Origin of the sequence: Vibrio sp. 10N.286.49.B3, assembly GCF_002873395.1 — a bacterium.
In the GTDB taxonomy this organism is placed as follows: Bacteria; Pseudomonadota; Gammaproteobacteria; order Enterobacterales; family Vibrionaceae; genus Vibrio.
Window position 1 is genome coordinate 134,791 of the sequence record NZ_MCUV01000024.1, and the last position, 12,826, is coordinate 147,616.

General features: G+C 39.6%; 10 protein-coding genes and 1 pseudogene. 6 read left to right on the forward strand and 5 right to left on the reverse strand.

The window, feature by feature from the left end:
• Positions 1-232 precede the first annotated feature (232 nt).
• On the forward strand, positions 233-1,597 hold the full coding sequence (locus BCU68_RS09195) for an alpha-amylase family glycosyl hydrolase (RefSeq protein ID WP_102564476.1): 1,365 nt from the start codon (positions 233-235) through the stop codon (positions 1,595-1,597).
• Positions 1,598-1,730: 133 nt separating this feature from the next.
• On the opposite strand, the gene BCU68_RS09200 is transcribed toward BCU68_RS09195, so the two are convergent.
• From BCU68_RS09200 to BCU68_RS09210, 3 genes are all read right to left on the reverse strand, one after another.
• Positions 1,731-3,605 carry a methyl-accepting chemotaxis protein gene (locus tag BCU68_RS09200; RefSeq protein WP_102564477.1) on the reverse strand — a complete coding sequence of 625 codons (1,875 nt, stop codon included), beginning with the start codon at positions 3,603-3,605 and terminating at the stop codon, positions 1,731-1,733.
• A 90-nt stretch (positions 3,606-3,695) separates the two neighbouring features.
• Entirely contained in the window at positions 3,696-5,060 is a 1,365-nt protein-coding gene (locus BCU68_RS09205) for a YjiH family protein (RefSeq protein ID WP_102564478.1), read from the reverse strand.
• Between the two features lie 206 nt (positions 5,061-5,266).
• Positions 5,267-5,950, reverse strand: a complete 684-nt coding sequence (locus BCU68_RS09210; RefSeq protein ID WP_102564479.1) for a YoaK family protein — start codon at positions 5,948-5,950, stop codon at positions 5,267-5,269.
• Between the two features lie 312 nt (positions 5,951-6,262).
• Here BCU68_RS09210 and BCU68_RS09215 point away from each other — a divergent pair, with 312 nt between their 5' ends.
• The 4 genes from BCU68_RS09215 (at position 6,263) to BCU68_RS17210 (ending at position 8,815) form a co-directional block, all read left to right on the forward strand.
• Positions 6,263-6,559 carry an isoamylase early set domain-containing protein gene (locus tag BCU68_RS09215; protein ID WP_102564480.1) on the forward strand — a complete coding sequence of 99 codons (297 nt, stop codon included), beginning with the start codon at positions 6,263-6,265 and terminating at the stop codon, positions 6,557-6,559.
• A 250-nt stretch (positions 6,560-6,809) separates the two neighbouring features.
• On the forward strand, positions 6,810-8,102 hold the full coding sequence (locus BCU68_RS09220) for a peptidoglycan DD-metalloendopeptidase family protein (protein ID WP_102564481.1): 1,293 nt from the start codon (positions 6,810-6,812) through the stop codon (positions 8,100-8,102).
• Between the two features lie 113 nt (positions 8,103-8,215).
• Positions 8,216-8,566, forward strand: coding sequence for a hypothetical protein (locus tag BCU68_RS09225; RefSeq protein WP_102564577.1), 351 nt, complete (start codon positions 8,216-8,218; stop codon positions 8,564-8,566).
• 114 nt (positions 8,567-8,680) lie between these two features.
• Positions 8,681-8,815, forward strand: coding sequence for a hypothetical protein (locus BCU68_RS17210; protein ID WP_277868781.1), 135 nt, complete (start codon positions 8,681-8,683; stop codon positions 8,813-8,815).
• Between the two features lie 92 nt (positions 8,816-8,907).
• Here BCU68_RS17210 and BCU68_RS09230 read toward each other — a convergent pair whose 3' ends face one another.
• Entirely contained in the window at positions 8,908-9,189 is a 282-nt protein-coding gene (locus tag BCU68_RS09230; protein WP_198591713.1) for a hypothetical protein, read from the reverse strand.
• Positions 9,190-9,370: 181 nt separating this feature from the next.
• Here BCU68_RS09230 and BCU68_RS09235 point away from each other — a divergent pair.
• Positions 9,371-10,750, forward strand: a pseudogene (locus tag BCU68_RS09235) (DEAD/DEAH box helicase); the annotation flags it as partial.
• Between the two features lie 441 nt (positions 10,751-11,191).
• Here BCU68_RS09235 and BCU68_RS09240 read toward each other — a convergent pair.
• The gene (locus tag BCU68_RS09240) at positions 11,192-12,718 is read right to left on the reverse strand and encodes a DUF3612 domain-containing protein (RefSeq protein WP_102564484.1); all 1,527 of its coding nucleotides are present in this window, start codon (positions 12,716-12,718) and stop codon (positions 11,192-11,194) included.
• Positions 12,719-12,826 lie beyond the last annotated feature (108 nt).

The window sequence follows — 12,826 nt, forward strand, 5'->3', positions numbered from 1 at the left end:
CTGTTTTGGCACTGTCATACTCACTTTATCAAATAGGATTAGAATATCGGTAATCTATCAGCCAATAGTGGTGCTTAATCGTACCAACTACGCCTTGTATATACACCACTGCGCAGCGACTTAGGGTGGATTAATATAAATAATTACAGTCTATAATAGTCAATAATTGTTTAGGCATTGTATTCAGAGTGACTTTTCTAGTCATAGCCTAAGTGCCAGAGGAGAAAATACCATGGAGCATTTAAATTACCGTAGCAATGTGGTGTTGCATGCATTTGATTGGGAATATGCATATGTTGAACGTCAAGCAAAGGTCATCGCAGAATTAGGGTATCGCAGCGTATTGGTATCACCGCCAATGAAATCCTACCAGAATCAACTTGGTACCCAATGGTGGCAACGCTATCAACCACAAGACTACCGTGTTATAGATAATCAACTCGGTAATACCGTGACCTTCAAAGCGATGGTTGATGCACTATCAAAATTCGATATACAAGTTTATGTCGACGTTGTCTTTAACCATATGGCAAATGAATCTTACCTGCGTCAGGATTTACAATATCCAAGTTCAGCCGATTTACTTGAGTATCAAGCGCGAGCTGAGTATTTCCAGAAACAGCGACTATTTGGTGATTTATCTCAGCCGCTTTTTAAAGATGAAGACTTTGTTGATGCTTTTGGGATAGAAGATTGGAAAGATAAGTGGGAAGTTCAAAACGGTCGTATTTCTGGTGGACCACAAGATCCGGGTTTACCGACTTTGCAAGATAGTGACTATGTGGTAGAGCAGCAGCAGTCATATTTAAAAGCATTAAAGAAAATGGGCGTGAAAGGCTTTCGCATCGATGCCGCAAAACATATGACCATTGAACACCTTAAAAAGGTATGGACTGATGAGATCACCAATGATGTACACATTTTTGGAGAGATTATCACTGATGGTGGAGCAACAGCGGAAGAGTACGATACCTTTCTAGAGCCTTACTTAAAGGAAACGCGTTTAGGTGCGTATGATTTCCCACTATTTAATACCATTTTTGAAGCCTTTGAGCCTAAAGGTAGTTTTACTTCATTAATTGATCCATATTGTTTTGGACTCGCATTATCTAAACGCCGTTCCATCACATTTGCGATTACTCATGATATACCTAACAACGATGTTTTTAGTAACTTAGTGATGAGTGAAGAGGATGAAGCGTTAGCTTATAGCTATATTCTAGGGCGTGATGGTGGGGTACCACTGATTTATACCGACTTAGATACCAGTAATATACGCAATAAAGCTGGCAAACCTCGTTGGCAAGATGCATGGAAAGCCCCTGAAATGGTTAATCGAATTGCCTTTTACAACCATGTTCATGGGGAGAAAATGTCAGTTATTGAAGCCAATGATGATATTTTAGCTTTTTCACGAGGGGATAAGGGTTTAGTTATTTTAAATAAATCAAAAAGAAAGCAAACACTCTCGATTGATTGGAGTTGTAGAGTCGTAGATCTTTTAACCAATCGTATTTTTGAAAGTAAGAATGGAAAGTTAATTATTCGAATTTCAGGTAAAACGAGCTTAATGCTAATCACAGAACCTCAAGTTTAATCCTATCCCAATTGCAGTCAAAAATAGGTAACTGCAATTGGTGGTATTTATTGCTCAAATAGTATCAATGAACTTTGCCCCTCTTTTATCAAACGAGCGATCAAAGAGGGGCAGTTGTGATTCAGCTTTTAAGCTATACGATAAATTTATTGAGCAGTGCATCTTGAGCTCGAACATTATCTGTTTGGCTTTGCATTTCGTTGCTTGTATTTTCAGCAGCGTCAGCAACTTGTGTAGATAGGTCTTTAATTTTTAGCGTGTTATTGTTTATCTCTTCAGCGACTAAGCTTTGCTCTTCAGCAGCGGAAGCAATTTGAATGTTCATATCGGAGATCTGTTGAATGGACTCTCGGATATGCTCCAAAGCCAAGTTTGCTTTTTGAGCGGCAGCAACGGCTTCAAAGGCGGTCTCTTTGCTTTCATTCATAACATTCGAGACTGATTGAGTGCCTACTTGAAGCTGCTCAATCATCGTTCGAATTTCAGTGGTTGATTGTTGAGTACGTAAAGCAAGTGTTCGAACTTCATCAGCGACAACCGCAAACCCACGCCCAGATTCTCCAGCTCTTGCCGCTTCAATCGCTGCATTAAGAGCCAGTAAGTTAGTTTGATCGGCAATATCATTGATAACTTTTAAAATCGTCTCAATATTGTTCGTCGCTGTTTGAAGTGTGTTAACTTCAGCAACCGCTTGGTCAATTCGCAACGATAAATTATTAATCGCAAGGGTGGTGCTACTAACAACATCCGTACCTTCTAATGTTGCATCATCGGCTTGTTTTGCCGCTTCGGCAGCACCTTGAGCATTATTAGCGACATCTGCAGACGTCGTTGCCATTTCATGCATAGCGGTCGCCAGTTGCTCTAACTCTTGCAACTGTGAGCGCATAGCAACGACAGATTGTACAGAGCCTTGTACAGTGAGTTCTGTGCTATGCATAATGTCAGAGCCAATTAACTTAGATTGCTGGATCTGGGTTTGAAGAGATGAGGTAAAGGTATTAAAGTTTTTTGCAAGCGTGGCAAACTCTTCGTCAGTATTCGTATCAAGACGTTGAGTTAAATCACCTTGACCAGATGCAACATCATTAATGGCATGATTTAGTTGACCAAGCGGGCGCATTAACCCACGAATTACAAAGTTAAGCGCAACGATACTCAATACAAGTGCAATTAGCGTGTAGATAATCGAGTTATTACGTAGATCGCCGATAGTGGCAAATGCTCTATCATGATCGACAATAGCACCGATAGCCCAACCTTCTGATGGAATAGGGGTAAAGTTAACTAAGTACTCTTTTCCATCTACATTGACGGTTTGGTGCTGCTGGCTCATCGGCACATTTGGCAGATAACTTTGCATCGGTTGACCATTGTAGTTTGAGTTGGGATGAGCAATCGTTGTGCCATCAGCTGAAACTAAAAATAGGTAACCAGCACCATCAAATAATTCAATACGATTAATTAAATGCGATAGATTATCTAGCGGAACATCAAAAAACATGACACCTTGAAGTATGCCTTGTTCTTTGATTGGCAGGCTAACGGAAATAATCACTTCATTAATCGCATCATCAAAATAAGGTGGAGTGACAACGAGTTGGTCACTATTTTTAGCATCAATATACCATGGGCGCGTTTTAGCGTTGTAGTCACTCCCTGGATTCCAGCTTGGGTCATTTTCGATCAGAGTGTTACCAGCTTCATCCCCATAGCCGACCACAATGAACTTTTCTCTTAGTACCTTAGAATCGACAATCTGCTGTATAAAACTACGGTCAGAAGGGTTTATTTCAACCATACCAGCGCTTGATTGAGCCAGTAATTTGTTAGCTTCCATTCCCACAACAACTGTGCTTTCAATTGCTGCCACTACTTCAGTTAGTGTGTCATTGACTTGGTGTTCAATCTCTTTTTGAACGGTATAGAGTTGTTGAATCGATAATAACGAGACAGTAACAAGAAGTAATGCAGAAGATGCTGCAACAACCTTGTGACTAAATTTCATGGTGTTTCCTTTTACGGTTTGGGTTTTGGTTTGCTTAAATGTAAAAAGCCTCACAATGAGGCTTTTTATAAAAACGATAACGCTATGTATTTAAAATATTAAGTGCGCAACACCTGCGATAACTGGCAGAGTGATAATGGTACGTAATATGAAAATAACGAATAACTCAACAATATTGACAGGAATACGGCTACCTAATAGCAGTGCGCCAACTTCTGACATATAAATCAATTGTGTTACTGACATAGCAGCGATGATGAATCGAGTCATATCACTCTCTATTGAGGACGCTAAAATAGAAGGAATAAACATATCAGCAAATCCGACCACAATAGTTTGTGATGCTTGAACGGCTTCAGGAACACCTAATAGTTCTAAATAAGGAATGAATGGCTGACCTAAAAATGCAAACACTGAGGTATGCTCTGCAATGATCAGTGCAATAGTACCAAGTCCCATAACAACAGGCAGTACGCCAAACACCATATCGATGGCGTTATGAATACCTTCTTTAAATACTGACTTTATCGACTTAACTTGACCCGCTTTTTTAAGTGCTAACTCTAGACCCCATGAAAAAGTTGAGTAACCTTCAGGGGTTGCATCAGCATCTTTTGTTGGTTTTGTACCATCAATAAAGAGATCTTTTTTCATGCTCAAAGGTGGTAGGCGAGGGATAATAATGGCAGCAGTGAAGCCAGCTAAACAGATCGCAGCATAAAATGGTAAGAATAGGTGCTCCAACTCAACCTGAGCAATCACGACTAGGCTGAAAGTAATCGATACAGCAGAGAAGGTCGTTCCAACGACGGCAGCTTCACGCTGAGTATAGAACTTGTTTTCGTATTGTTTACTCGTAAGCAGAATTCCGACACTACCATCACCAAGCCATGAAGCCATACAGTCGATAGCACTGCGACCTGGAAGGTTAAAGATAGGACGCATAATTTTACTTAGCAGTGCACCAAAGAGCTCTAATAGACCAAAATTAAGTAATAAAGGAAGTAGCAAGCCAGCAAAAATGAAGACAGAAAATAGAGTTGGTAATAGACCTTCAAGTACTAATCCACCAGTATTTTCTTCCCAAATAAATTCAGGACCGATTTGAAAAAAGCTCATGACAACTGCTAAGCCACCAAGTAGACGAACTGTCATCCATAAAGGGCTAGGCGTTAACAGTCCGTGTATAAAAGCACTTTGCTTCATGCAGTTTGGCTGATGGATCTTATAGAGAATGGTTGATACTGACATGAAAGCGATAATCGCAGTAACAATAGGCACTAAATAATCAGCGAGAAGGCTTTGAATCGATTTAGCTAAAACAGCGATCGGAATGGTTAGATCACCTTGATAGCTAATGGGTGCCATGAATAGAAATAAGCCAAGTAAAGAAGGGATGAAAAACATCCAAAAATTTCCTTTGTTGCTTAAAGCTGACTTTGCATTTTTTTGCATAATGTTCTCACGTTACTACTAGTCAATAATGCCAATCCTTGGTCAGTATGTTGACGAAATATCCATATTTACTCTATAAGGCAGCAAGACTACCTAGCTTTGTTACACATTGCAATACTATGCAGTATATAAAACTACTTATTCATTAAGGCGAATGTTTATTCTTATTTTATGCACTTGCTCAGTATTAAAGTATAAGGTCAGTTTTAGGCAGACCTGTGATTACGATATAAATAAAGTGAATATAGTAGAGCGAGTACAAATGAACAGGTCGCTGGGAAAAGAAAAGCATAAATTTGATACTTAATGAATAAGCAGGTCCCTGTCGCTCCACCAAAAAGAAAACCTGTCACAATCGCAATAAGCAACTTAGCTTTGCGTTTATCAAACATCTTTCCTTTAAGCCATTCTCCAATCATGATCCCGAGATCAGTGATGACACCCGTAACGTGAGTAGTACGAATAATGGCATTACTAAATGTTGTGAGCATCGCATTCTGTAGTCCACAGGCAGCAGAGGCAAAGTATTGACCCGTAATAGAGCCTTGCGCAAGAGCAAAGAGAGCCAGCAGCAATAAGCTACCTTCTATACAAAGGGCAAAACTGTAGCGACGACCCAGTTTTAAAGCCGTACTTTCAATATAGAAACCACTTAATGCCGCTCCAGCCATAAAACTAGTGATGATCAAGATAAGGTGTAGACTTTGCTTATAATCAGGCAAGGATGAGGTATCTTGAATTAAGTTACTGCCTAGCAACGTCACTGTACCTGAAAGGTGTGAAATGGCTTGATGTTGAAAGTCGAGCAGTCCAATAGCATTAACTGAACCAGCAAGAGCCGCGAGTAAAAATGCGCCGTACTCTACCCAGCGGGGAAGTTTAGATATCACATTTAAGCCTAATTAATTTGGTACTGGATTATAACGGTAAATGCATTCGTACAGAAAGCCCCCAAACATGGTCTAATTTGATTTAGATCAATATTACTAATAACCAAACGTTTAACTAATGTTGATGTAGTCCCCAACTTGATTGAAAGTCGTATGTTTAATGGTTAATTATTATGCACATATATGTTGTTTATGTGAGTCAAATTACATATCATAAAACTAGCCAGTAACCCAGTGAGCAGATCTTACCACTGCTCGCAAATTTGAATACTTGTGTTCAGGTCAATTATTGAACAAATGGAGTTTGTAGTAATGATTAATAAACGTTTTTTTAAAACAAAAGATGAAGTAGAAGTTACCTTCGAGCTAAAAGATGTAAAAGCGGATTCTGTAGCAATCGCTGCTGATTTTTTAGGTTGGGAAGCAACGCCTATGAAAAAACTTGCGAAAGGGACAACGTTTAAATTTAAAACTCGTTTACCTAAAAATGAGCAATTTGAATTTCGCTACCTAATCAATGAGCAGGAATGGGTAAACGATGCTCATGCAGACAGCTATATTAAAAATAGCTTTGGTGAAGAGAACAGTTTGGTTTCAACAGCTCAATAGTCTGATAAATTTTGGTCAAAAAACCCAACTACTAGCACTAGTTGGGTTTTTTATATCGGCTAATTATCTTATTGTTTTTATTAGAAAGCCTGTACGAGTAAGAAGATTCTTTTGATTAGCTATTCATTTTCAATGCAAAAAAAGCCCTTTATTTTGAATATCTAGTTAAAAAAATAGCAAACTAATAGTGAAATCTGCATCAGGAAAGCATATCCTCTAGCCTCTGTATTATAGATAGATTTATTTGACCGTGACTTCTAAACCATTGACAGCTCATTTTATAGAGCTACCTCTATTTAAAAAAGTAATGCTTGCTTGCTTACCTTTGGCTGCCATTGCTGGTATGTCGAGTACATCAACACCAGTGTACCGTACGGTAGATCTAGCATTACCTACTTCTGAATCAGTCTTTGCACTGGAGTTATCCGCACCGTATCAGCCTGTACTTATGCCCCACTATGAGTATCAAATTCAGGTAGGGGATAACTTAAGTACGATATTTTCTACCCTAGGCTTTCCCTATACTGAATTGCTTAAGGTTATGGAAACAGATTTAAATTATCTGGCTTTGGATACGCTAAAGCCGGGGAATACATTACGTTTTTGGAAAACAGAACAAGATTCCTCTCGTTTAGCGAAAATGGAATTGCAATTTAGTCCAGCTGAAAAAATAGTATATAGTCGCTTGGAAGACGGCAGTTTTGAATATAAGGATATTTCTATTCCCGGTGATTGGCAGCAGCAACCTTTAGTCGGTGTTGTGAAAGGCAGTTTTTCCCGCTCTGCAAATCGATTAGGCTTAGGTACTGCTGATATTGATCACGTAGTTAGTTTATTGAAAGATAAAATTAATTTTGCGAAAGAATTGCGTGAAGGAGATAAGTTTGAAGTGGTTCAAAGTCAGCAATTTGTTGATGGAGTCGCCACTGGAAAAACGGAAATTCAGGCGATCAAGCTCTTCAATCGAGGTCGTCTGATTAGCGCTTACTTACACAGTGATGGGCAGTATTATGACCAGCATGGTGACAGTTTGCAGCGTGCTTTCCTGCGTTACCCATCAGAAAAGCGCTGGCGCATTAGTTCAAACTTTAATCCACAGCGTAAACACCCTGTGACAGGGCGCGTTTCTCCTCATAATGGTACTGACTTTGCAGCGCCGACAGGAACACCAGTGCTATCAACAGGAGATGGTCAAGTTATTATGACGCGTGACCACCCTTATGCGGGCAAGTACGTTGTTATTCAGCACGGTAGTTCTTATAAAACGCGTTATTTACACCTAAGCCGTATTCTAGTTAAAAAAGGCCAAAAGATATCACGTGGTCAAAAAATTGGTTTAACAGGGCAAACAGGGCGCGTAACAGGACCACACATTCATTACGAATTTATTATACGTGGTCGTGCGGTGAATCCAATGACGGCCAATATTCCAATGGCTAGTTCTATCCCTGATGATGAGCGCCAAGCATTTAACCGTCGCAGAGATGAAATGGATCAACTGCTTGAGCAACAAACCTTGTCTTTAGCAAAAAATAACAGCTAAATATTGATATATTATCGAATTAGTTAACTTTAGCATAATGGTTCTGATACGTTTTGCTACTGTTATTACAGGGCGGTATTTTTACAATGCTGCCCATTGAAAGTGAGAAAATTATGCAACAAAATGAATTTGAAACCTTAGTAAAACAACTGTGTGAACAGGGCAACTTGCCACAAGCGTTAGAGCAGTTAAAAGTCAATGAAGATCAAGAGATCGCTCAAGCAGCTCAATCTCTAACGGGTCAATTTGCGCTGGCTGAAGTTGAAGGTGAAACTCGAGTTTATCATGTGACACTTGAAGACGATGAAAATGGGCAAGAGCAAGAATTCGTTGAGCATGTTATGAATGAAGGTGAAGATGTCATCAAATTCATCGCTTGGTTTTTTGAATCTATGTTTGATGTTAAACACAAGGAAACTTACCAAGCTGCTGGCAGAACTTACCAACAGCCTAAGCGTAGCTAACTTTACATCTTGTACTTTAATTACATGTAAAGTGTGATCTAGGTCTTGTTTTTGGTTTTGGTTAAGATATAATTACCGCGAAAAGAAATTTTATTACATAAGTAGCGGAATATTATGAACCACGATTTAGGCAGTGTTTTTCTTGCGCAAGCTTTAGCAAAGAAAATGATGCACGAAGCAATGTACGGTAAGCCAGCACCGAAAAAAGTTTCTCTTTTTAAAAGAGTAATGAAAAAAATCGCTCGCTAATTAATCGCGATAGCGTTGAAATTTTAAAGCCTTCACCTTTTGCCTAACTTAGGACATGATGTGAGGGCTTTGTCATTTTTGTTATGCTTGTTTTATGGCTTAATTAATTCATTTCTAATTAAGCTACGACGAATATTTTTACACAACTTACCAAACTGACGCAGCTCTGTCATATTAGGCAGAACACCAATACTTAATTGATGCTCCCAATAGATAACTTCACTTTCAACCATTTCAATCAACTTCTTCGGGCAACCGACACATGTATCACCACAAATTTGTGCTTCAGGGGCATCAAATGGAAACTCAGCTCTAACAGCGCTAATGATATTGGTCATTGCTGTTTGTCTGTCAGGTTTTATTGTTGTCATCATTGCGCTCGATATCATGAGAAAATAGTAATAAAGCAGTTATAAAGGGCTAGCTTTAGATTGAGAGTACAATAGTCCTTTCTTTTCGAGATTAAAAGCCTCAGAATAGCCCGCTTCATTTGGTGAGTGGTTTTTAGGCTGTAGCCAACCCATAATCCTAATTAATAAAATTGAGAATCATACTATGAGTTTTACCTCTTTGGGCCTTTCTGAAGCAATCCTTAAAGCCATCGAAGCACAAGGTTATGACAAGCCATCTCCAATCCAAGAGCAAGCGGTTCCTGCTGTTTTAACTGGTAGGGATGTAATGGCTGCGGCTCAAACGGGTACCGGGAAAACAGCAGGTTTTACTCTACCTATTTTAGAACTATTATCTAATGGTCCAAAAGCACAGCAAAATAAAGCACGCGGTAATAAAGTTAGAGCACTAATTTTGACACCTACTCGTGAGCTAGCCGCTCAGGTCAATGCGAGTGTTGAGAAATATAGTCAGCATCTAAATCTGCGTTCAACTGTTGTGTTTGGTGGCGTTAAAATTAACCCACAGATGCAAAAGTTACGTGGCGGCTGTGATGTATTAGTTGCAACGCCAGGGCGTTTGATGGATTTATACAACCAGAATGCCGTTCGCTTTGACCAATTAGAAGTTCTGGTTCTTGATGAAGCCGATCGCATGCTTGATATGGGTTTTATCCGTGATATCCGTAAGATTTTAGCGCTACTTCCTGCAAAGCGTCAAAACTTACTTTTCTCAGCCACATTCTCAGCGGATATTCGCAATCTAGCAAAAGGCTTAGTGAATAACCCAATTGAAATTTCAGTTAGCCCAGCAAACTCAACGGCACCAACAGTAGAGCAAAGTATTTACCCAGCCGACAAGCGTAAAAAGCCAGGTATGCTGGCGAAGCTAATTACCGATGGCAATTGGAAGCAAGTACTTGTGTTTAGTAAAACAAAACATGGTGCTAACCGCTTATCCCATTTTTTAAATGATCAAGGGATTACCGCGGCTCCTATTCATGGTAATAAGAGCCAATCGGCACGAACAAAGGCTTTAGATCATTTTAAAACAGGTCAAATCCGAGTGCTAGTAGCGACGGATATTGCTGCACGTGGTATTGATATTCCTCAACTACCACAAGTCGTGAACTTTGACCTACCTAATGTATCAGAAGATTATGTACACCGTATTGGTCGTACAGGTCGTGCTGGAGAAGTAGGTAAAGCAATTTCATTAGTATCGGCTGAAGAAGCATCAGACTTATTTGGTATTGAGCGTTTGATTAAACAGCTACTACCGAGATTTGAACTGGAAGGTTTTAAACCCGTCCATGAGTTGCCTGAATCTAAATTGGACACTCGTCCAATTAAAGCTAAAAAACCAAAGAAACCAAAGGCGGGGCATAAAGATGGCCAGCGCTCTGGTGGTTTACATAATGGTAATCAAGATCGCGGTCGTGGTGCTCGAACAGCTGAAGGTGGCAATAAGCAGCGACGTAAACCAGCACCAAAACGTAATAATGGTTCAACAAGTCGTGATGGGCGCAATGCGAATAAAAGTAATGGCCAGAAGTCCCCAGTACAACGAGCACAAAAAAATACTAACCAATAGTGAATCGTTAGCTAGATCCTTTGTTATTCACAAAAGCTGTTGCCAATGAAATAGCGAATACTAGCCGATAGTAAAAAGCCTCATTTATGAGGTTTTTTTGTTTCTGTGCATTTTAAAATTGCGAGAGATCCCAAGCAAAACGCTATCATTGCAAATTGCGATTGCAAAATGCAAAAAGGTAAAGAGTAAAGAGTTAATAACCCTATAGAAAGCAGGCTATTTGATATAAATATAAACTAAAAAAGTTGGCACAGATACTGCATTGTATAGCGTGACCCTTCTTAAGCCGAGGGTCACCTAGCCAACTGACGTTGTTAGTGAACCTTATTTTTGTTCACACATATATATAGCCAACTGCACTTTTTTGCGGTTGGTTTTTTTTTACCTCAATTTCTACTTACTATTAATGTCACACTGTTGATAGCAACTCGGCTCCCTAGGGCAAGCTGTCCCTCTAGAGCAAATTAACCGCGCATCATTTTCAATACCACGCTCGATCCAATTAATATTCAAAATTTTTGCTACTGTCGTTAGATCTTTGCGGATATGACGAGGTATAGATACACTTCCGCCACCCTTAACGCATGACTGCTTTAACTCCTCAGCAATTGCGAAAGCATCACCACCTTGCGCAGTTATAGCAGGGTTTAAATCAATTCCAGCACATAGTACACGGTTGTTACCAGCAGGATCTGTCATATTGATGGACTCACAACAATAAATTCTAGGCTCATTAGCGACATTTAGAATCGATATTTGTGCAGAACTACCTTGTTGAAATTCAGATAAACGGCGGAAGACAGCCCAGTGTTGGCAAGGATCGTTCACCATACGCATGTTGCCCCAAGGAAGTGGGATACCATTACCACGATAGACCGCTTTTAACTTTCCTGGACCATAGGCATCAAAGTAGTGCCAATGTGGGTAAGGCGATACTACAGTCATACGGCGCATGGCAACTGATGGTGAAACCCCTGCTTTTTTATGCACATCTATTTCATAGCCATTACGATCTAAAAGCTGTCGATAAGGCACTTTAGGGCAAAGCAAAGCGCCCGCAAAAAAGCTGGATTCAAAGTCTCGCCATGCTTGCAATATATCTTGTGAGTTGAGTTCTGATGTTGGTTTTTCATCCGTAAAATCTTCCCAACTATTGTTGTTACCGACAGATAACACACTCTTTAAGCCTTCTTGGCTATGTAAAATAGAATGGCCAATATAAACAGCAAGGTCATACTTCAAACGGGTAGGGTACTGCTTCAAAATATCATTAAGATAAATGGTATTCGGTGGCTCAAAAAAAGAGGTAACCAACTGCTTTGAATTAATACCTAATTCATCAACGATATCTTGTGGGGTACGACTGATCCAGCGAATATCAATGTTTAAATGACGTGCAATATCGGTCAGATCTTCAACAGATAAGTTTAAACGCTTTAAACCAACCTCTTCGGCAGCACGCTCAAGATCAGGAAAGTGATTTTGTAAGCTTTCTTGGTGAGCACGAATTAGCAGGTGCGCAAATTGACGGCCAGTGATCCCCGTCTGTGAAAGCATTTCTGGGATTGCTATCTGCAAAATATCATTAGAAAAAAGGAAATTAGGTTCAAGGGCCATTCCGCTAATTCCGCCTCGACTGCCTTTATTTGGTGTAATGGCTTGTTGCCCTGGTTCATCATCTAGAAACCAAGTGGGCTTTTTTTGGAAAACTTCAGCAATGACCTCAAGCATATCAAAGCTTGGTACACGCTTACCTCGTTCAATCATTGATAAGTAAGAGACCGATGGAGCATGCTCAGGATTGACTCGCATACAGCGGGTTGATAAATCCTCCATAGTTAAATGATTATTTTTTCTTAGATTTCTTATCTTAGTACCTAAGAAATGAGACTGGCGTATTAAACTTTTTGAGATAGGCATTTGTAAAATTCACACTGTAAAGTTTTTGTTGTGAAATTGTAGTAAAAAAGAGTGTAATCTACAAACTAAGCAATGAGAACTTGCTAGGTGTTAACTTGAATCGTTAGG

Coding starts and splice junctions, on each gene's coding strand:
- BCU68_RS09195 (WP_102564476.1), top strand. CDS start 233: ATGGAGCATTTAAATTACCGTAGCAATGTGGTGTTGCATGCATTTGAT.
- BCU68_RS09200 (WP_102564477.1), bottom strand. CDS start 3,605: ATGAAATTTAGTCACAAGGTTGTTGCAGCATCTTCTGCATTACTTCTT.
- BCU68_RS09205 (WP_102564478.1), bottom strand. CDS start 5,060: ATGCAAAAAAATGCAAAGTCAGCTTTAAGCAACAAAGGAAATTTTTGG.
- BCU68_RS09215 (WP_102564480.1), top strand. CDS start 6,263: ATGATTAATAAACGTTTTTTTAAAACAAAAGATGAAGTAGAAGTTACC.
- BCU68_RS09225 (WP_102564577.1), top strand. CDS start 8,216: ATGCAACAAAATGAATTTGAAACCTTAGTAAAACAACTGTGTGAACAG.
- BCU68_RS17210 (WP_277868781.1), top strand. CDS start 8,681: ATGAACCACGATTTAGGCAGTGTTTTTCTTGCGCAAGCTTTAGCAAAG.
- BCU68_RS09230 (WP_198591713.1), bottom strand. CDS start 9,189: ATGATGACAACAATAAAACCTGACAGACAAACAGCAATGACCAATATC.
- BCU68_RS09240 (WP_102564484.1), bottom strand. CDS start 12,718: ATGCCTATCTCAAAAAGTTTAATACGCCAGTCTCATTTCTTAGGTACT.